This window comes from Pseudomonas sp. MF09156 (assembly GCF_059862305.1).
The window spans coordinates 72,230-91,897 of the sequence record NZ_JCBCUR010000017.1 but is presented as its reverse complement, the minus strand read 5'-3'; the positions used below and the strand labels follow the sequence as shown (position 1 = coordinate 91,897).

Here is a 19,668-nt window from a genome sequence, read left to right as displayed (position 1 = left end):
GTTTCGGACCGAAGGGCCCGCTGCAAAAGGTGAAGCGTTTAAGCGCAATGACCAACAGGGCCGGGCCTTTGAAAAATAGACGCTCCTGCGAGGAAGCGCAAAGCCTGTGACGCAGAGCAGTTGAATGGTCTTTTCCGATAAAAAAAGCTCCCTTTTTCAGGGATTTCCGGTATAGTGCGCGCCGGCCTTTAACCGGGCCGCGTTTAGGTAGCGCAATTCCCCGAAGTCAGCTTCGGCTGCACGTCCGCACAGCGGACTCTCCCTTGACGAATCTTTTTCATTCATTCGTTTTCGCAAATCCCCGCCGACAAAGCAGCCAGGGCGACTCTTGAGTCTCAACACGGCATGCGCAGCTTTGGAGCATGGGTCTTTGCGGATGCACTTAGAGGCAGACCCATGACCCAGGAAACCGGCGGCTTCGCCGCTTTTAATCTTAACCCGAACATTCTTGCTGCCGTCATTGCGACCGGCTACGAAGAACCTTCGGCTATTCAGCAGCAATCGATCCCGATCATCATGGCCGGCCAAGACATGATTGGCCAGGCGCAAACCGGTACCGGTAAAACCGCCGCGTTCGCCCTGCCTATCCTGCACTGCATCGATCCTGCCAAGCGCGAGCCGCAAGCCCTGATCCTGGCGCCAACCCGTGAGTTGGCGCTGCAAGTAGCAACCGCTTTCGAAACCTACGCCAAGCAAATGCCAGGCGTTACCGTTGTGGCCGTTTACGGCGGCGCGCCTATGGGCCCACAACTGAAAGCAATCCGTAATGGTGCACAGATCGTTGTCGCCACCCCGGGCCGTCTGTGCGACCACCTGCGCCGTGACGAAAAAGTACTGTCGACCGTGAACCACCTGGTTCTCGACGAAGCTGACGAAATGTTGAAGCTGGGCTTCATGGATGACCTGGAAGTCATCTTCAAGGCACTGCCACCGACCCGTCAGACCGTACTGTTCTCGGCTACCCTGCCACAGTCTATCCGCGCCATTGCCGAACGCCATCTGCGCGATCCGCAACACGTGAAGATCCAGACCAAGACTCAGACCGTTACCGCGATCGAACAGGCTCACCTGTTGGTTCACGCTGACCAGAAGACCTCGGCTGTATTGAGCCTGCTGGAAGTCGAAGACTTCGACGCCCTGATCATGTTCGTGCGCACCAAGCAAGCGACCCTGGACCTGGCCAGTGCCCTGGAAGCCAAAGGCTACAAAGCCGCTGCGCTGAACGGTGACATTGCCCAGAACCAACGTGAGCGCGTGATCGACTCCCTCAAGGATGGCCGTCTGGACATCGTTGTGGCGACCGACGTAGCGGCTCGTGGTCTCGACGTTCCGCGTATCACCCACGTGTTCAACGTGGACATGCCGTACGATCCAGAGTCCTACGTTCACCGTATCGGCCGTACTGGCCGTGCCGGTCGCGAAGGTCGTGCACTGCTGCTGGTGACTCCACGTGAGCGCCGCATGCTGCAAGTGATCGAGCGTGTAACCGGTCAGAAAGTTGCCGAAGTCCGTCTGCCGGATGCCCAGGCTGTTCTCGATGCGCGCATCAAGAAACTGACCAACAGCCTGTCGCCGCTGGTGGCTGACGCTGAATCGACCCACGGCGACCTGCTGGACCGCCTGACCGCCGATATCGGTTGCACCCCGCGTGCCCTGGCTGCGGCCCTGCTGCGCAAGGCTACCAACGGTCAGGCCCTGACTCTGGCCGCGATCGAAAAAGAACGTCCACTGGTGCCGAACAACGCTCCGCGCGGTGATCGTCCAGAGCGTACCGGTGATCGTCCGGACCGTGGCGATCGTGAGCGTCGTGCTCCGGTTCCATTGGCCGAAGGCCGTGCTCGCTGCCGTACCGCGCTGGGCGCGCGTGATGGCATCGCTGCCAAGAACCTGCTGGGCGCTATCCTCAACGAGGGTGGCCTGGCACGTGAAGCGATCGGTCGCATCCAGGTGCGTGACAGCTTCTCCCTGGTGGAGCTGCCGGAAGATGGCCTGGAGAAATTGCTGGCCAAGTTGAAGGACACCCGCGTTGCTGGCAAGCAGCTCAAGCTGCGTCGCTATCGCGAAGATTGATCGACCCTTGGGTTGATTGATCGAACATAAAAAAATCCCCGACTGGTTCGGGGATTTTTTTTGCCTGGGTTTTACCGGGCCCCTACAAAAAGCCGCGGCTAATCAAAGCGATAGATATCCATCCCCAGCGCGCCCAGGGTGAACCCCTGATGGGCCACGCTGAACTGCCCACCCGCGCCGCGGGCGAAGTACAGCGGCAATAAGTGCTCATCGCTGGGATGGCTGCGCACCGCGTGGGGCGCCTGGCGGCGGTAGTCGTGCAAGGCGGCTTCATCCTGGGTGTCGAGTTTGTCGACGACCCAGTCGCGGAACTCTCGTGCCCAGGGCTCGATGCTTTCCGGGCCGGCCCGCCAGTCCAGCTCACCGAGGTTATGGGTGATGCTGCCCGAGCCGATCAACAACACGCCTTGTTCGCGCAAGCTGCGCAATGCCTGGCCGATTCGGGTTTGCAGCGTCGGACCCATGTGGCTGGGCAGGGAGACCTGCACCACCGGGATATCGGCCGTCGGGTACATCAAAGACAGCGGCACCCAGGTGCCATGGTCGAACGGGCGCTGGTGGTCTAGGCGGGCGGGCAGGCCATCGGCGGCGAGCAGCTCGACGATCTGTTGCGCCAGTGCCGGATCGCCGGGCGCTGGATACTGCACCGCAAACAGCTCGCGAGGGAAACCACCGAAGTCGTGCCAGGTCTCTGGGGCAGGGCTGGCGCTGACCAGCAGTTCACGGCTTTCCCAATGTGCGGACATCACAACGATCGCCTTGGGGCGGGGCAGGGTGGCGGCCAGGCGTGCAAGAACCGGCCCGCTGGCGCCAGGTTGTAGGGCAAGCATGGGCGAGCCGTGGGAAATAAACAGGCTGGGCAGCATGAGCAGGGTCCTCAAGGTTAAGATGGGACCATCTTTAATCAGATCATTGATCTAAATCTAATATAAGTTTTAGCGCCATTTGATCGAATTTTTTGGGCTATTCATGGAATCCACCTTTTGGCATGACCGCTGGGCACGTAATCAGATCGGCTTTCACCTGCCTGAGGTCAATCCCTATTTGCAGCGACACTGGCCGGGGCTGGGGTTGGTCGGCGGGGCCCGGGTGCTCGTGCCGCTGTGCGGCAAAAGCCTGGACCTGATGTGGCTGGCGCAGCAGGGCTGCCGGGTCCTGGGTGTGGAGCTGTCGGAAAAGGCCGTGGAGGAGTTTTTCCAGGAGCAGTGCCTGGCTGCACAAGTCAGCCAGCGGGGCAGTTTCAAGGTTTATCAGGCTGGCACTATCGAGCTGTGGTGCGGCGATTTCTTCGAATTGAGCCGTGAAGATGTGGCAGGGTGCGCCGCCCTGTATGACCGTGCGGCGCTGATTGCCTTGCCGCCGTTGATGCGTGAGCGCTATGCCGCGCATTTGCAGGCGATTGCGCCCCAGGTGCAAAGTGGCCTGTTGATCAGCCTGGATTATGAGCAGGCCCTGAAGGCCGGGCCGCCGTTCGCGGTCAGTGATGAGGAAGTCCGGAGGCTGCTGGCAGGACGCTGGCGCCTGAGCGTCCTGGAGCAGCGGGATATCCTGGCCGAGAGCCCGAAGTTCGCCCAGGGCGGTGTCACGCGCCTTGAGGAGCGGGTTTACCAGTTGGCGCAGCGGTAAAACACGCACCCACAAAAAAGGGGCGATTCAGTCGCCCCTTTTTCTACCCTTTGGCTGTCAGCCGCGACGACGCAGTGCGTCGATCCGCTCTTCCAGTGGCGGGTGGCTCATGAACATCCGCGCCAGGCCTTGCTTGACGCCACCGTTGATGCCGAAGGCATTCAGGGTGTCAGGCATGTGCACTGGCAGGCCCTGTTCGGAGCGCAGGCGTTGCAGGGCACCGATCATCGCGGCAGTACCGGCCAGTTGGGCACCGGCTTCGTCGGCGCGGAACTCGCGTTTGCGCGAGAACCACATCACGATGGAGCTGGCGAGGAAGCCCAGTACCAGTTCGGCAAAGATGGTCGCCACGTAGTAGGCGATACCCTGGCCGCCTTCGTTCTTGAAGATCACCTTGTCGACAAAGTTGCCGATGATCCGCGCAAAGAACATCACAAAGGTGTTCACCACGCCCTGCACCAGTGCCAGGGTAACCATGTCACCGTTGGCGACGTGGCCGATCTCGTGGGCCAGCACGGCCTTCACTTCGTCGGGCGAGAAACGCTCGAGCAAACCCTGGCTGACGGCAACAAGAGCATCGTTCTTGTTCCAGCCAGTGGCAAAGGCGTTGGCCTCGTAGGCCGGGAAGATCCCGACTTCAGGCATCTTGATCCCGGCTTCGCGGGACAGTTGCTCGACGGTTTGCAGCAGCCATTGCTCATGCCGGGTGCGCGGCTGGGTGATGATCTGGGTGCTGGTGCTCATCTTCGCCATCCACTTGGAGATGAACAACGAGAAGATCGAGCCGGCAAAACCAAAGACGGCACAGAAAACCAGCAGCTGATTGAGGTTCAGATCAACCCCGTTGGCCGCCATGAACCCGTTGAAGCCGAAAAGGCTCAGGGTGATGCTGGCAATCAGCACGACCGCCAGGTTAGTGGCCAAGAACAGCAGGATGCGCATCATGGTTGTAGAATTCTCCTCATGCTTAATATGTCGCGTACTGCGGGGTATATAAGGTGCGGCAGTGGGCTATTCAACCGGGCGACTATTTCAAACTGTGTCCTACAGCGCGAATGTAGAACCTTGCAGGGATTTTCCGAGGCTTTATGCCCATGGAAATTCCCCTCCATAAGCCGTTGGGCCCCGTGATTACTGGAAAGTGCAGGGTAGAAGGGAAGAGAGTGAAGCCAACGGGTGTTTCTGCCAGTGTGGCGCGTAGATGTGTTGCCAGATACTCGCTGTACGACCTCTTGTGGGTCGTACAGCGAAAGCGAGGTCACTGGCGATAGGACTTCAGGAAGTTGCCGATGCGGCCGATGGCCATGTCCAGGTCATCCACACGGGGCAAGGTCACCACGCGGAAGTGATCAGGCCACGGCCAGTTGAACGCCGTACCCTGGACCACCAGCAGCTTTTCCGAGAGCAGCAGGTCGAGGACGAACTTCTCGTCGTTGTGGATCGGGCAGACTTTCGGGTCGATCCGCGGGAACGCATACAAGGCGCCCATGGGTTTGACGCAACTGACGCCGGGAATATCGTTGAGCAGCTCCCAGGTGCGGTTGCGCTGCTCCAGCAGGCGGCCGGCGGGCAGCACCAGGTCGTTGATGCTCTGGTAGCCGCCCAGGGCGGTCTGGATCGCGTGCTGGCTCGGCACATTGGCACACAGGCGCATATTAGCCAGCATGTCGATGCCTTCGATGTAGCTCTGGGCATTGTGCTTGGGCCCGGAGATGGCGACCCAGCCGGAACGGAAGCCCGCGACCCGGTAGGACTTGGACAGGCCGTTGAAGGTCAGGCACAGCAGGTCCGGGGCCAGGGAGGCGGTGCAGATGTGCACGGCGTCGTCGTAGAGGATCTTGTCGTAGATCTCGTCGGAGAACACCACCAGGTTGTGCTGGCGCGCCAGTTCGAGCATGCCCAGCAGCACTTCCTTGGAATACACCGCGCCTGTCGGGTTGTTCGGGTTGATGATCACCAGCGCCTTGGTGTTGGGCGTGATCTTGGCCTTGATATCGGCCAGGTCCGGCCACCAGTTGGCTTGCTCGTCACACAGGTAATGCACCGGATGGCCACCGGCCAGGGTCACGGCAGCGGTCCACAGCGGGTAGTCAGGCGCCGGCACCAGCACTTCGTCGCCGTTGTTGAGCAAGGCCTGCATGGCCATCACGATCAGCTCGGAGACACCATTGCCGAGGTAGATATCTTCAATACCAACCCCTTCTACCTGCTTTTGCTGGTAGTACTGCATGACTGCCTTGCGCGCGCTGAACAACCCCTTGGAGTCGCTGTAGCCCTGGGCGGTGGGCAGGTTGCGGATCACGTCCTGGAGGATTTCGTCCGGTGCTTCGAAACCAAAGGGCGCCGGGTTGCCAATGTTCAGCTTGAGGATGCGATGGCCTTCCTCTTCCAGGCGCTTGGCGTGCTTGAGCACTGGGCCGCGAATGTCGTAGCAGACGTTGGCGAGCTTGTTCGATTTGCTGACCTGCATGGCGATGTGATCCCGAAAATGAACGATCCAGACGATGTGAAGACTACCGTGCTGGGAATCCTGCGTGTGGCCTGACCCATAAATACGTTTGAATGCCGATAACGCGGGTGCCAGACTGGCGCTTTGAAGAGGCGCAATCATACGTGCCGCCTGATCCATGGAAAAGACACAGATCAGGCTTTTTCAGTTGTCGAGGTGCATTGATGGAAAAGTTGGATAAAACCCTGGATGAATGGCGGGAAATGCTCGACCCGGCGCAGTATCAGGTGTGCCGTCTCAAGGGCACCGAGCGGCCGTTTTCTGGCAAGTACAACGCCACTACGACCGATGGCGTGTATCACTGCATTTGCTGCAATGAGCCGCTGTTCGACTCGAAGACCAAGTTCGATGCCGGTTGTGGCTGGCCCAGTTTTTATGAGCCGATTGCTGATAGCGCGATGATTGAGATTCGGGATGTGAGCCACGGGATGATCCGTACGGAAGTGACCTGTGCCAAGTGCGATGCGCATTTGGGCCATGTGTTCCCTGATGGCCCGCCGCCTACAGGCCTGCGCTATTGCATCAACTCGGTGTGCCTGGACCTGGTTCCACGCTGACACCATGCCCCTCGTAGGAGCCGGCAAGCCGGTTCCTGCGGGGTGATGTCGAGTCATTAGTCTGGTCAATTAAATTGCATGCAATTCAATTGCACACTATGCTTCATGTTCTTCTTTGTGTCCGAGGCGATCTCATGAGCGATAACCTGCTGTCCATCCCTTGCACCACCATCAAGGGCGAGCAAAAGACCCTGGCGGATTTCGCCGGCAAGGCGATCCTGGTGGTCAACACCGCCAGCAAATGCGGCTTCACTCCGCAGTACAAAGGCCTGGAGCAGCTCTGGCAGCAGTACAAAGACCAGGGCCTGGTGGTGCTGGGCTTCCCGTGCAACCAGTTCGGCAAGCAGGAGCCGGGTGACGAGGGGGCTATTTCCGAGTTTTGCGAGCTGAATTTCGGCGTCAGTTTCCCCCTGTTCAAGAAGGTCGATGTCAACGGGGGCGAGGCCCATCCGCTGTTTGTGCAACTCAAACAGCGCGCGCCGGGCCTGCTGGGTTCCAAGGGCATCAAGTGGAACTTCACCAAGTTCTTGATCGGCCGCGACGGCCAGGTGGTCCAGCGTTTTGCCCCGACCACCAAACCCCAGGAATTGACCCAAGAGATCGAAGCGCTGCTCAAATGACTGACTTGCCTGCCGTATCCCTGGCCCTGGATGACCAGTTGTGCTTCAAGCTGTACGCCGCCTCCCGGGCGGTGACACGAGCCTATAAGCCAATGCTCGACCAGTTGGGCCTGACGTATCCGCAATATCTGGTGATGTTGGTGTTGTGGGAGTGGCATGCCGCTGCCCCGCCGCAGCCGACGGTCAAGGCGCTGGGGGAACGGCTGTTGCTCGATTCCGGGACGTTGACGCCGCTGCTCAAACGCCTGGAGCAACTGACGTTGATCACGCGCCGGCGCAGTACCCATGATGAGCGTGAAGTGCACTTGAGCCTTGCCGAAGCGGGCCAGGCGCTGCGTGAGCGCGTCCAGCCGCTGAAGGCTCGCCTGTTGTGCGACAGCGGCGTGGACCTGAGCCAGGCAGATACCCTGCGCCATGGCCTGGACCAGTTGCTCCGGCAGATCACAGATTTGTCGTAGTCGGCACCCAGAGGTCGAGTAGGGCGTTGAGTTCTTCGCGGCGAAAGGGTTTGGCCAGGTAGTCGTTCATGCCGGCGGCCCGGCACCGTTCGCGTTCCTCGGCCAGGGCATTGGCGGTCAGCGCGACGATCGGCAGCTGCGGCCAGCGCCCGCTGCGGCGAATCTGCCGGCTCGCCTCGTAGCCATCCATGACCGGCATGTTGCAGTCCATCAGCACCATATCGAAACGTTGTTCTTCCAGCTGCTTCAGCGCCTCGCCGCCATGGGCCGCGACCACCACCTCGCAGCCCAGCTTGCCGAGCATGCCCTTGGCCACCAGTTGATTGACCGGGTTGTCCTCCACCAAGAGGATGCGCGCCCGATGGGCAACCGGGCTGGTCTCCAATTGGGCCAGGTCGAGGACGATTTCGCTGTCGGCGCGCAGGGTACGGTGCAAGACCTGATACAGCGCCGTGCGACTCAGCGGGCGCGCCTGCTGTTGCAGCGGTGCCAGGGCGGCCACTTCTTCGCTGGGCATGAAATTGCCGTAGGCGGTGACCAGCAGGATCGGAGCGCTGACGGTCGGCCGCAGGCGGAACAGGCATTCGGGGCAGTCGGTGATCAGGATGTCCGGTGCCAGGCCCGTCAAGTCATCGTCGATGGTGTAGCAGTGCGGCGTCAGCCCCCAGTGCGGCAACAGGGTGTGCAGCAGTTCTGCCAGCCCGCTGCTGGCCCCGGTAATCACCGCGACTTCACCGCTCAATGGCGCCAGTCGTGTCGCTGGGGTGTGTGCAGGAAGTGGCAGTTCGGCGCAGAACTGGCTGCCGAAGCCGGTTTCCGAACTGATGGTCAGCCGACCGCGCATGGCTTCGCAAAGATTGTGGGTCAGCGCCAACCCCAGGCCGGTCCCGCCAAACTGTCGGGTAATGCCGGCGCCCGCCTGGGTGAAGGGTTTGAAGATCCGCGCCTGGGCTTCCTGCGCAATGCCGATGCCGGTGTCGCACACTTCGATGCGCACGCCGTCGGGTTGCGCACTGAGACGCACATCGACGCGACCGAACCGGGTGAACTTCAAGGCATTGGACAGCAGGTTACTGACAATCTGCCGGACCCGCGTCGGATCACCCACGACCTGGGCAGGAAACTGCGGATCGATCAGGCAGGTCAACTCCACGCTGGGCGCAGCGTTCTGCGACAACAGGTTGGCGGTGTCTTCCACCAGGGAGCCGAGGTCGAAGGGGATGCTTTCGAGTTCCAGTTGCCCGGCGTCAAACTTGGACAGGTCGAGAATATCGTTAAGCAGTTCTACCAAAACCTTGCCGGAGTCATGGGCGATCGACAATTGTTGGCGCTGCTCGGCGTTCAGCGCGCTGTCCAGAGACAGCGCGATCATGCCAAGCAGCCCATTGAGCGGGGTGCGGATTTCATGGCTCATGTTGGCAAGGAACGCCGCGCGCGCCTGGGCCATGCCCAGGGCGTTGATTTTCGAGGCCTCCAGCTCTTCGTTGGATTGGCTTAGCCGGTGGTTGATCGCCTTGAGTTCGGTGGTACGCGCCGAAACAATGTCTTCCAACTGGCCAAGGTACTCGGTCAGGCGGTCCTCGGCGTGGCGCCGCTGCTGGATTTCGGTCTCCATGTTCTCGAACTGTTGGTTGGCGACGTTGACCAGCACGCCGATCTCATCATGTTCGTGCCCCGGCGGGCAATCCAGGCGAGCCAGGGGCGCGCTGCCGGGGCTGCGCGTGCTCAACTCACGGATGATCCGCACCAGGGGCTGGGTCAGCATCACGTAGAACAGGCCCAGGAGGATGCCGGTCAGGATCAGGCTACGAGCAAAGCCATTGAGTAGGGTGATCTCTGCTCGACGTAGGAATCGGCTGCCGAATGCGTAGGTGTCGACGTCAAGGCGTAACACGCCGAGGGATTCGCCGGGCATATGGGTGAGGTACAGGCGGTCTTCGAACTGGCGGTTGGCGCCGAACAAAAAGTCGCTGATAGGACGGTAGCTACTCTCCTTGCGGGGCCGATCAACGTCAGCCAGCACCAGGCCATTGTTGTCGACCAACTGTGCCCGCGTGATGGCGGGGGAGTGCAGCAGGCCCAGGGTCAACTCCTGGGCCAGTTCGGCGTCGATGTTGTAGGCAATGCGTGAGGCGGGGTTGTGACTGATTTCAAGCAGCGCATGTATTTCACGGTTGATGGACGCGTCTTCGCTGGCATAATCAATGCCGATTTGGATCAGGCTGAGTAAGGTTCCCAACACGAAACCAACCAGCACAGTCAGTCTGGCTTGTTTATAAGACAAGCGGTGGGCGAACTTGATATCCATTGGGTGCTGAGCCACTTCACGTTTCCCTTCGCCCGGCAAGCATAGCTGAACATCCTCAGCGCCAGCCTTGCCCGGTATGAATCGTTTTTTAAGGTGCAGCCGTCTGGCAACTGCGTCAGGGTTGCCAATACGCCATCTTTTTCAAGAACTTGCCACAGGAATAGTCATGGATTCTCGATTGAATGCCTTTCTTGAGCGGGCCGATGCGGTGCTTGCTCGTCTGGAACCCCTGTTGCCCGCACCTCGCGTGGCGGTTGACTGGAACCACTGCCTGGCGGCCCGCTGGCAGCGCGAGGGGCGCAGCGGCTTTTTACTGCCCCTGGAAGTCAGCCTGGATATGCGCCTGTCCGACCTGATCGGTGTCGACAAACAGCGCGAGCAGTTGGCGCGCAATACCCAGCAGTTTCTTGACGGCCTGCCCGCCAACCATGCGTTGCTCTGGGGGGCGCGTGGCACGGGCAAATCGTCGATGGTCCGCGCCTTGCTGGCTCAGCATGCCAAGGCCGGCTTGCGCCTGATCGAAATCGAGCGTGACCACCTGGCCGACCTGCCGCGTGTGGTCGAGCAACTGCTCAAGCTGCCACAGCGTTTTATCCTGTTCTGCGATGACCTCTCGTTCGAGGCTGGCGAAGGCGACTACCGTGTGCTCAAGAGCGTGCTCGACGGCTCGCTGGAGCAGGCCCCGGAAAACGTGTTGCTGTACGCGACCTCCAACCGTCGTCACCTGGTGCCGGAAAACCAGAGCGACAACGACAACTGGAAACGTGTGGATGGTGAGTTGCATCCCAGTGAGGCGGTGGAAGACAAGATCGCCTTGTCCGACCGTTTTGGCCTGTGGTTGTCGTTCTACCCGTTCACCCAGGAACACTTCCTGGACGTGGTGGAGCACTGGATCGGCGAGCTGGCGAACAAGGCAGGTTTGCAGTGGCAGCGCGATGAAGCCCTCGACATCCTTGCGGTGCGCTGGGCCACGGGTCGCGGCAATCGCAACGGCCGGTGCGCCTACCAATTCGCCCGGTACTGGGTGGGCCTTAAATTGCTGGAGCGCCAGCCATGATCGATTTACAGAAGGCGGGCAGCGGCCTTGATGGCTACGCCATGCTTTGTGCGCAACTGGAATCGCTGCTGGCCGATGAGCGTGACTTTATCGCCAACGCGGCGCAGTTTTCGGCGTTCCTGTTCAACCAGCTAGATGACTTGAACTGGGCGGGCTTTTATCTCAACCGTGATGAGGAACTAGTCCTCGGGCCTTTCCAGGGGCAGATCGCCTGTGTGCGGATTCCGTTTGGTCGAGGGGTGTGTGGTGCGGCGGCGGCTTCACGGCAAACCCAGCGGGTGGAGGATGTACATGCGTTTGCTGGGCATATTGCCTGTGACAGTGCGTCCAACAGCGAGTTGGTGGTGCCCTTGGTCAAGGATGGGAGGTTGATTGGGGTGCTGGACCTGGACAGTCCGAAACTGGCGCGTTTCAGGCCAGAGGATCAGGCGGGCATTGAGCGGCTGGCGGCAATTTTTCTGCGGTTGACTGCCTGCTGAATGAGCTGCATTGCCTGTGGGAGCTGGCTTGCCTGCGATGGCGTGGGGGCGTCAGGTGCCCCACGTCTTCGTTAGCGACCATCGCCGGCAAACCGGCTCCTACAGGGTGAGGGTATCCAGTTGCTCTTGCAGCACTTGCTCAAGATCGAACATGGCGTTTTCGATGGCCTTGACCCAGATGGCCAGTTGGGCCCGATCCGCATCCTCGCCAGCCTGCTCCAGCATCTCGCATTGCTCGGCCAGCGTGCGGGCCTGGACGATCCTGGCGGCGCCCTTGATCTTATGGGCCTGGTCGATCAGGTCCTGGTGAGCGCCTTGTGCGAGCAATGCCATCAGTTCCTCGCGATCACGACGGCTGCTGCTCAACAGTTCTTCCAGCAGGCGCCGGCTTAACAACGGATCTCCGCCAGTCAGGGCGTTCAGGCTATCGAGGTCGAAGATCCGCGCTGGCGCCGTCGGGGTGATCTCGGCCAGGTGGCGCTCCAGTGTCGTAAGGCTGATGGGCTTGAACAGGCAGTCACTCATCCCCGCATCCCGGCAGCGCTGTTTTTCCTCCGGCTGGGCATTGGCGGTGAAGCCCAGGATGATGCAGGGCGGCATGTTTTCCCGTTGTTCATGTTCACGGATCGCACGGGCCAGTTCATAGCCGTTCATGACCGGCATGTTGCAGTCGGCGATGATCAGGTCGAAGTGTTCCTGGCGCCAGGCCTGGAACCCCGCCGCGCCGTGCTGGACCGCGGTGAACCGGTGCCCGAGGAAGCCCAGTTGCTGGCACATGAGCAGGCGGTTGGCCGGATGGTCGTCCACCACCAGCACATTCAGGATTGCTGCCGCATCCTGGGGCGCAGGCTTGAGCTCGATCAGCGGGTAGGCAGGTGCCAGGCTGGTCATCTGCAGCGAGACAAATACCTGGGTGCCGACACTGGGCACGCTGCTCAAGGCCAGTTGCCCGCCCATCATCTCGCACAGGCTGCGACAGATCACCAGTCCAAGACCCGCGCCGCTCCTGGCCAGGTGCCCGGAATTGTCGGCCTGGGAAAAAGGTTCGAACAGGCGTTGCTGGTCGTCGCGGCTGATACCGATGCCGGTGTCCTCGACCACCAGTTTCATCTGGATTTGCTGCGGCTGCCCGGTGGCCTGGATATCCACCTTGATCTTTACCTCGCCCTGTTCGGTGAACTTGATGGCGTTGCTCACCAGGTTGGAGAGGATCTGCTTGAAGCGCAGCGGATCGATCTGTACGTCACGCTCGTCGACGCCGGGATTGAACGCCAACAGCAGGTTGAGATTCTTCTGGCGTGCCAGGCCATCGAACACCCGCACTACCGACTCGATCAGTTCGCGCAGGTTGACGCGCTCCGGCGCCAGGCTCAGGCGGCCCGACTCGATGCGCGCGATGTCGAGAATATCGCCAATCAACTCCAGCAAGTCCTTGGCCGAGTTGTAGGCCACCTCGATGGCCGGGCGGTCCAGGTGCCCGTGGTCGGCACGCTTGAGGGTCAACTCCAGCATGCCGATCACCGCGTTCATGGGGGTGCGGATCTCATGGCTCATGGTTGCCAGGAACGTGCTTTTCGCGCGATTGGCCTCATCGGCGCGGTCCTTGGCTGCGCGCAGGTCATCGAACAATTGGCGACGTTCGCTGATGTCGATCCAGCCGCCGATGATGCCCTGGACCTCACCAACGGAGTTACGGTAAGGCAGGATCCAGTGGTAGATCGTCAGGTGTTGCCCGCGAATATGCAGCGGGCGGTCAACGATCAGCGGCTTGCCTTCGGCCACCACCCGCAGATAGTCGGCATGATACTGGTTGGCTTGCGCCTCGCTGGCCAGGCTGCTCTGCATGACACTCTTGCCGATGACCTCCTCGCGCTTGACGCCGAAGACCTGCAGGTAACTGTCATTGCAGGTCTGCAGCAAACCGTTGCGATCGCGCACGTAGATCGGGTGCGGGGTTTCATTGACCAGGGCACGCATGAACTCGTATTGATCGCTCAGGGCCCGCTCTGCCATCTGCCGGTGCTTGATTTGCCGGCGCATATAGCCGTTCCAGGCCAGGGATGTAAGCAGCAGCAGCCCGGCGGCGCTGATGATCTGGATAATCAAGCGGTGGTAGTTGCGCCAGTAGCTGTCGGATGCGGCTGTGTAGCCACGCCAGCGGTTGTTGATCACCCCAAGTTCATCCGGCGCGATGCTCAGCAGTGCCTTGTCGAGGATCGAGGCCAGTTCGGTGGCGCTGCGTGAGGTGGCCAGGGAGAACGAGGCCAGTTGTGTACCGATACTCGAACTGATCTGCAATTGGCCCTGGAAGAAATGAGATGAGAGGAAGTAGTTGGCAATAACCAATGAGTTGACGGCCCCATCCACATGCCCCTGGGCCAGCATTTCCGAGGCCTTGAAGGTATCGCTGGCCTCCACCAGGGTGATCTGCGAATACTCCCGGCGCAGATAGTCCACCAAGGGGTTGCCTTCGGTGATCGCGAGTTTTTTTCCCGCTAGTTGCTCAAGAGTCGAGGGCGCTCCAGGCTCCTTGCGTGTCAGTAGAACGTAGGAGTTCTGCAGGTAGGGACGGCTGAAGTCGAGCTTGGCTTCGCGTTCGCGGCTGGGACTGATGGCGGCAATAATATCGGCGTTGCCGTTCTCGACCTGCTCGATCATTTGGTTGACGTTGCGGGTGTTCTGGAACTCCAGGTGCAAGCCCGTGCGTAGCCGTATCAACTCCAGCAGGTCAGCGGTCATGCCACGCAACTGGCCGTCGGAATCGATGAACGTCAGTGGCGCGAGGGTTCCGTTGATGACCACTTTTACCACCGGGTGGTCCTTAAGCCAGCGCTCTTCACGTTGGCTCAACTGCAGCTTGTGGTCGGTCAACAGGATATCGCTACCCGCACTCCAGCGTTTGGCGATGTTTTCCCGCTCGTAGGTCCCTACGCCTGCCAGGACCGCATCGACGATGCCCAGCAGGGTTTGCTGGTTGCGGTGTACGGCAAAGCTGAAGCCGTAGGCTTCGTGCTTGCCGAAAGTGGCCATGCGGATGTTCTTCAGGTAGCCCTTGTTGATCATGTAATGGGTGGAAATAGTATCGCCGAGGAACACGTCGGCCTGGTCGAAGGCCACGGCGTTCAGCGCATTCAAATAAGACGGATAGACCTGGATGATCGCATTCGGGTACAGCGCTTCGACGTCCTTTAGCGGCAGGTAGTGGTAGACAAGGCTCAAGCGCATGCCCGCCAGCCCGTCATTGAGCGGGCGGGTTTCTGCGTCACGGGTGACCAGTACCGGCTGGTCGACCGCGTAGGGCGTTGACAGGACAATGTCGGCGTTGCTCGCTTCAAATCCGTTGGCGCTGCCCAGCAAGTCGATTTTCCCGTCTTCCAGCGCCTGGATGGCCGCCTCCCGCGAGGGGTAGCGCAACACCGTGACGGGCAATGCCAGGGCTTTGGCCAGGATCCCCGCGTAGTCGGCAGTAATACCTTCGTAATCGTGGCCGCTGGCGGTTATGTCGAAGGGCGGGTAGTCGGGTGTCGAGGTTCCCAGCACCAACTCACGTTTGTTTTGTAGCCATTGGCGCTGCGTGGGGTTCAGTTGGGTGTCCAACTGAACGGTACCGGCACGACTCAGCAATGAGTAGCGTTCTGGAGCGGTTTGAGTGGCTGACACGGCTGTACTCAAGCACAGCCCGGCACTCAAAATGATTAGATAGTCCTTTAAACGCCTTGGCATCCTGTTTCTCACACTAACGCGTTGCGTTTTGCCATCTCGATAAGTTCTACCAAGGACTTGGCCTTGAGTTTTTGCATTAGTCGTTTTTTATAAGTGCTGACCGTTTTATTGCTGAGGAACATACCTTTGGCAATCTCCTTGTTTGTACGGCCTTGTGCAAAAAGTTGTAAGACCATAAGTTCTCGGTCATTGACTGACTTGAAAAGATTCAGTTCTTCATTTTCGCCGAGTTCGGCGCCGGTGGTGTTCAATGCTTGACTTGGGAAATAGTTGTAACCTGAAAGTACAGCCCTGATGGCACTTAGTAGTTCACTCAGATCACCTTCTTTGCAGACATAACCATCGGCTCCTGAACGCATGCAGCGTGTGGCAAAAAGTGTCGGGGACTGGGCGGTCAGAATCAACGTTTTCATTGGAGTACTCATTGCATTGAACCTGCAGAGAACCTCCAGTCCGTCGAGCTTGGGGATGCTGATATCAAGTATGATGAGGTCTGGCAGACATTCGCGGACCATTTGTATTGCATCACAACCGTTATCTGTTTCGCCGACAACTTTGTAACCTTCATGTTCCAGCAACATTCGGATTGCAAGTCGAATAACCGGGTGGTCGTCAATAATAAAGACTGTATTCATGAGCCAATTCCATACTAGTGCAAATAAGCGCGCACATTAGCTCAGAAGGTAGGGTAGGAGCATGAAGGGAAGGCTGAGCAGATATAAAACAGGAAAATTCCTACCATAAAAAAGGTATTGGACTACAACGCGCTAAGGCTTTGTTGGCCGTGTTGTAAGAGTTTCCTAGGTGAAAGGTTTGAAAGCTGTGCAGTGTTATTTGTAAGAGGGATGGGGGCGATATTTCATTTGTGAATGCGTTTAATGTCCTACGTTAAATTTTGAAAAGTTACTTTGGCAGCTCTCGGTATGTTGATGCAGTAGGGTACTTCAGCTTTGCCGGGTGATTTGGGGGTAAATGCCAGATGGGGACTCGTTAGTCGTGGGCTAGCGCTGATTGGTTGATCAATTCGATCCAGGCTTCTTTGTTCAAGGGCTTAGCCAAATATCCAAGCAGGCGCAAGTCACGTTGTATTGCCAGGGTTTTCAAATATTCCAGTTCGAGGGCGGGCAGGCCACTTAGCAATACAGCACTTTTGACAAAGCCTGCATGGCTGGCTATCTCCACCAGCTCCAACCCGGTGAGGTCGGGCAGGCATTGATCACATAACATCACGTCGAAGGGGACCTCGGTTGTACGCATCAACTTGATTGCCTGCTCGGCATTTGCGGCGGGTGTCAGTTGGTCGTAGCCGAAACTCTTGAGCAGGCACTGAATGGCCAGGAGTTGAAACGGGTGATCTTCCACCAGCAGGATGCGCAATTGTCGTTCGGGCATAGGAAGTTCCGTGGAAGTAGCTGTAGGCGCAAAGATGCCAGCCAGTGCCTGTGTCTGTTTGCCCTGTGAGCAAGACGTCGGGCTATCTTGGGTTTGCGTGAATGTAGGAGCTGAGCGCTGGGGTGGATAAGAGAGGGGTGATTATTCATCGGGTGTTGGGGCAAATTCGATCAGGCTGCTCTGGTGCTTGCGTAGGTCGATTCTTCGAGGCAAGCGCCCAGGCAGGAAAACCTGCCTGGGCCATGGGTCATTGAGGGTAGGAGCGCCCGGTCATTTCCCGGGCCATCTCACTGGCGTAGCTATCGGTCATGCCGGCGATGAAGTCGATCATGCGCAGGAATGAGCGATGCAGCGGCCAGTCAGGATGGGGCGCGCTGTTGCCCAGCAAATCCAGGACGCGTCGATTCTTGAAGGATGGAGTACGGCCGCCATGCTGTTCCAGGGCAGCGCCGCAGAAGGTGTTCAGCAGGATCTCCAGGGTGGTGTAGGCGCCGATCTCATGCAGGGTCTTGCGCTTGTCCTGGAAGATTTTTTTGCGTGCCATGTCCTTGGCATTCAGTACACAACGTTTGGCCGGGCCATGCATATGTTCCACCAGGTCGCCTTGCAGGGTCCCGGCCAGCAGCGCCTGCTGTTGCTCGACGAACGCCCGCGCGGCGGCGTTGGTCAGGTGCTCGATGGCCTTGCCCCGCAGGATCGCGAGTTTGCGTCGCCTGGAGTCCTGGGGCCCCAGTTGCCGGTAGGTTTCCGGCAGGTCATCGCCCACCAGGTTCAGCAGCAGCGACTCGACCTCGGCGTACTCCAGCAAGTCCATCTCCAGGCCGTCTTCCAGGTCGATCAAGGCGTAGCAGATGTCGTCGGCGGCCTCCATCAGGTACACCAGTGGGTGGCGTGCCCAGCGTTGTTCCTCGAGTTGCGGCAGGCCGAGTTTCTGGGCGATCTGTTCAAGGATCGGCAATTCACTCTGGTAGCAGCCGAACTTGTGTTTCTTGTAGCCCAGGGAGTCGGCGTGGCGGGCGGTCCATGGGTATTTGAGGTAGGTGCCCAGGGTGGCGTAGGTCAGGCGCGTACCGCCGTCGAACTGGTGATATTCCAATTGCGTCAGCACGCGGAACCCTTGCGCGTTGCCTTCGAAATTGAGGAAGTCATTGCGCTCGGCGCTGCTCATGTCGTCCAGCCAGCCACGGCCGGCTGCCTGCTGGAACCAATGGCGGATCGCATCTTCGCCGGAATGGCCGAACGGCGGGTTGCCGATGTCATGGGCCAGGCAGGCCGATTGCACCACCATGCCCAGGTCGCTGGGGTCGCACCAGTCAGGCAGGGCGCTGCGAATGGTTTCGCCGACGCGCATGCCCAGGGAGCGCCCCACGCAACTGACTTCCAGCGAATGGGTCAGCCGGGTGTGGATATGATCGTTGCTGGTCACCGGATGGACCTGGGTCTTGCGGCCCAGGCGCCTAAAGGCCCCGGAGAAGATGATCCGGTCATGGTCTTTGTGAAACGGGCTGCGGCCCAGCTCTTCTGGGCTGTGCAGCGGTTTTCCAAGGCGTTCGCGGGTAAGCAGGGTAGGCCAATCCAAGGCGAGGGCTCTCCGTGGGATGAATGTCGACCCCCAGCTTCCCGGTTCGGCGGGCCTGGAGCAAGCGAAAAACTACAGGCCGGCGGCGTCAATATCGATTAACAGCAGGCGCTGACCGTTATCGAAGAATTGTCCTGCTGTCAGGCAGTATTGATTGGTCGTGGCATCGCGGTAGGTACTGGACAGAATCAAACGGCGTTCCTCCCAGCCTTCGGCCAGCAGGTGATAGAAGTAAGGGCGCCATGACCAGTTGTGGCCCAGGTAGTGGCTGTCGGCTTGCCAGGCATCCTGGCGCCACTCGAAGTTGGGGGTCAGTTGGGTGCCGTGGCGATCGCACTGATAAAACCGCAGCAGCCGGGGAAAGCCCGGCAGCCAGGGCAATTGACTGAGAGGCTCCTGGGCCAGCGCCCAGCCTTGCAGGATCTGCATCAGTTCGATCAGTTGCTGGCGCAGCAGCATGATTCGCCCGCGCTCGGCCAGTTTGTGCTGCACGTAAGCCTGGCGCAGCACGGCGAAACGCGGGACGAATGCGTCGGCGGCGAACCACTCCAGTTGCGCCTGGGCAAACAGGTAGCCCTGGACATACCGTGCGCCACATTCAAGGGCAAAGCGCAGTTGCGCTTCGGTTTCCACGCCTTCGGCAATGATCCAGCATCCGGTTTTTTCCGCCATTTGCGCCAGGGCGCGCACCACCTCACCGCTGGGTCCGCCGAGGGCCGCTGCCTGGAACAGGCGCATATCCAGCTTGAGGATATCCGGGCGCAGGGCAAGGACCCGATCCAGTTGGGAATACCCGGCACCAAAGTCATCAATGGCAATCCGCGCTCCCGCCTCGCGGTAGCGGGCGACGACCTCGGCCAGGCGCTGGCTGTCGCCTCCCAGTTCAGTGATCTCAAACACGATGCGCTTTGGATCGACGTCATGGGCGTGTAGCTGTTTCAGGCTGGGCAGGGCTTGACCCGGTCGCAGCAGGGTGATCCAGCGTGGCGAGATATTGAGGCTCAGGAACCAGTCTTCAGGCGCTTCATGCAGGCGGCTCAGGGCGTTGTCGCGGATCTTGCGATCCAGGCGCCGCAGCGCCGAAGTGGGCGTGCGGGCATCGGCGAACAGTGGGCCGACCGAGTGCAGTTGGCCATCTGCCTGGCGCAGGCGGCCCAGTGCTTCCACCCCGGCAATGCGCCCGGTGGCGGTGTCGATAAATGGTTGGAAACAGGCGAGCGGTTGCCCGTCAATCACAGAGCCTCCTTAGGGTGCTTCGGCATGAAAAAAGCCCGGTACCTGTAGGGAGGG

16 protein-coding genes are annotated in these 19,668 nt (G+C 59.8%); 7 read left to right on the top strand and 9 right to left on the bottom strand.

The window, feature by feature from the left end; translation table 11 throughout:
• The first annotated feature begins 396 nt into the window (after positions 1-396).
• Positions 397-2,070 (top strand): DEAD/DEAH box helicase, encoded by a 1,674-nt coding sequence (locus tag AC19YY_RS25735; protein WP_017136163.1) that lies wholly within the window; start codon positions 397-399, stop codon positions 2,068-2,070.
• A gap of 98 nt (positions 2,071-2,168) precedes the next feature.
• Here AC19YY_RS25735 and AC19YY_RS25730 read toward each other — a convergent pair whose 3' ends face one another.
• Entirely contained in the window at positions 2,169-2,936 is a 768-nt protein-coding gene (locus tag AC19YY_RS25730) for a DODA-type extradiol aromatic ring-opening family dioxygenase (RefSeq protein WP_500605081.1), read from the bottom strand.
• A 103-nt stretch (positions 2,937-3,039) separates the two neighbouring features.
• Here AC19YY_RS25730 and AC19YY_RS25725 point away from each other — a divergent pair, with 103 nt between their 5' ends.
• Complete coding sequence (locus AC19YY_RS25725) at positions 3,040-3,696, top strand: thiopurine S-methyltransferase (protein ID WP_500605080.1); 657 nt, start codon at positions 3,040-3,042, stop codon at positions 3,694-3,696.
• A 57-nt stretch (positions 3,697-3,753) separates the two neighbouring features.
• Here AC19YY_RS25725 and htpX read toward each other — a convergent pair whose 3' ends face one another.
• Entirely contained in the window at positions 3,754-4,641 is an 888-nt protein-coding gene (gene htpX / locus AC19YY_RS25720; RefSeq protein WP_029298042.1) for a protease HtpX, read from the bottom strand.
• Positions 4,642-4,954: 313 nt separating this feature from the next.
• Positions 4,955-6,166, bottom strand: a complete 1,212-nt coding sequence (locus tag AC19YY_RS25715) for a pyridoxal phosphate-dependent aminotransferase (RefSeq protein WP_029298044.1) — start codon at positions 6,164-6,166, stop codon at positions 4,955-4,957.
• Between the two features lie 203 nt (positions 6,167-6,369).
• On the opposite strand from AC19YY_RS25715, the gene msrB reads away from it, so the two are divergent.
• From msrB to AC19YY_RS25700, 3 genes are all read left to right on the top strand, one after another.
• Positions 6,370-6,762, top strand: coding sequence for a peptide-methionine (R)-S-oxide reductase MsrB (gene msrB, locus AC19YY_RS25710; RefSeq protein WP_029298046.1), 393 nt, complete (start codon positions 6,370-6,372; stop codon positions 6,760-6,762).
• 134 nt (positions 6,763-6,896) lie between these two features.
• Positions 6,897-7,382, top strand: a complete 486-nt coding sequence (locus AC19YY_RS25705) for a glutathione peroxidase (protein WP_169952630.1) — start codon at positions 6,897-6,899, stop codon at positions 7,380-7,382.
• On the top strand, positions 7,379-7,840 hold the full coding sequence (locus AC19YY_RS25700; protein WP_169952628.1) for a MarR family winged helix-turn-helix transcriptional regulator: 462 nt from the start codon (positions 7,379-7,381) through the stop codon (positions 7,838-7,840). The genes AC19YY_RS25705 and AC19YY_RS25700 overlap by 4 nt, the downstream gene beginning before the upstream one ends.
• On the opposite strand, the gene AC19YY_RS25695 is transcribed toward AC19YY_RS25700, so the two are convergent.
• A complete protein-coding gene (locus tag AC19YY_RS25695; RefSeq protein WP_169952863.1) occupies positions 7,824-10,148 on the bottom strand; it encodes a hybrid sensor histidine kinase/response regulator in 2,325 nt (774 codons plus the stop codon). The genes AC19YY_RS25700 and AC19YY_RS25695 overlap by 17 nt on opposite strands.
• Before the next feature lie 166 nt (positions 10,149-10,314).
• On the opposite strand from AC19YY_RS25695, the gene AC19YY_RS25690 reads away from it, so the two are divergent.
• Together AC19YY_RS25690 and AC19YY_RS25685 are read left to right on the top strand one after the other, a co-directional pair.
• The gene (locus AC19YY_RS25690; RefSeq protein ID WP_169952626.1) at positions 10,315-11,205 is read left to right on the top strand and encodes an ATP-binding protein; all 891 of its coding nucleotides are present in this window, start codon (positions 10,315-10,317) and stop codon (positions 11,203-11,205) included.
• Positions 11,202-11,684, top strand: coding sequence for a free L-methionine (R)-S-oxide reductase MsrC (locus tag AC19YY_RS25685; RefSeq protein ID WP_169952624.1), 483 nt, complete (start codon positions 11,202-11,204; stop codon positions 11,682-11,684). Before AC19YY_RS25690 ends, AC19YY_RS25685 begins: the two co-directional genes overlap by 4 nt.
• 99 nt (positions 11,685-11,783) lie before the next feature.
• On the opposite strand, the gene AC19YY_RS25680 is transcribed toward AC19YY_RS25685, so the two are convergent.
• The 5 genes from AC19YY_RS25680 to AC19YY_RS25660 form a co-directional block, all read right to left on the bottom strand.
• Complete coding sequence (locus AC19YY_RS25680; RefSeq protein WP_500605079.1) at positions 11,784-15,407, bottom strand: transporter substrate-binding domain-containing protein; 3,624 nt, start codon at positions 15,405-15,407, stop codon at positions 11,784-11,786.
• Between the two features lie 8 nt (positions 15,408-15,415).
• Positions 15,416-16,042, bottom strand: coding sequence for a response regulator transcription factor (locus AC19YY_RS25675; protein WP_169952620.1), 627 nt, complete (start codon positions 16,040-16,042; stop codon positions 15,416-15,418).
• A 355-nt stretch (positions 16,043-16,397) separates the two neighbouring features.
• On the bottom strand, positions 16,398-16,799 hold the full coding sequence (locus AC19YY_RS25670) for a response regulator (RefSeq protein ID WP_169952618.1): 402 nt from the start codon (positions 16,797-16,799) through the stop codon (positions 16,398-16,400).
• 247 nt (positions 16,800-17,046) lie between these two features.
• Positions 17,047-18,378, bottom strand: coding sequence for a deoxyguanosinetriphosphate triphosphohydrolase (locus tag AC19YY_RS25665; protein WP_169952616.1), 1,332 nt, complete (start codon positions 18,376-18,378; stop codon positions 17,047-17,049).
• Between the two features lie 72 nt (positions 18,379-18,450).
• Positions 18,451-19,614 (bottom strand): EAL domain-containing protein, encoded by a 1,164-nt coding sequence (locus AC19YY_RS25660; RefSeq protein ID WP_169952614.1) that lies wholly within the window; start codon positions 19,612-19,614, stop codon positions 18,451-18,453.
• Positions 19,615-19,668: the final 54 nt, after the last annotated feature.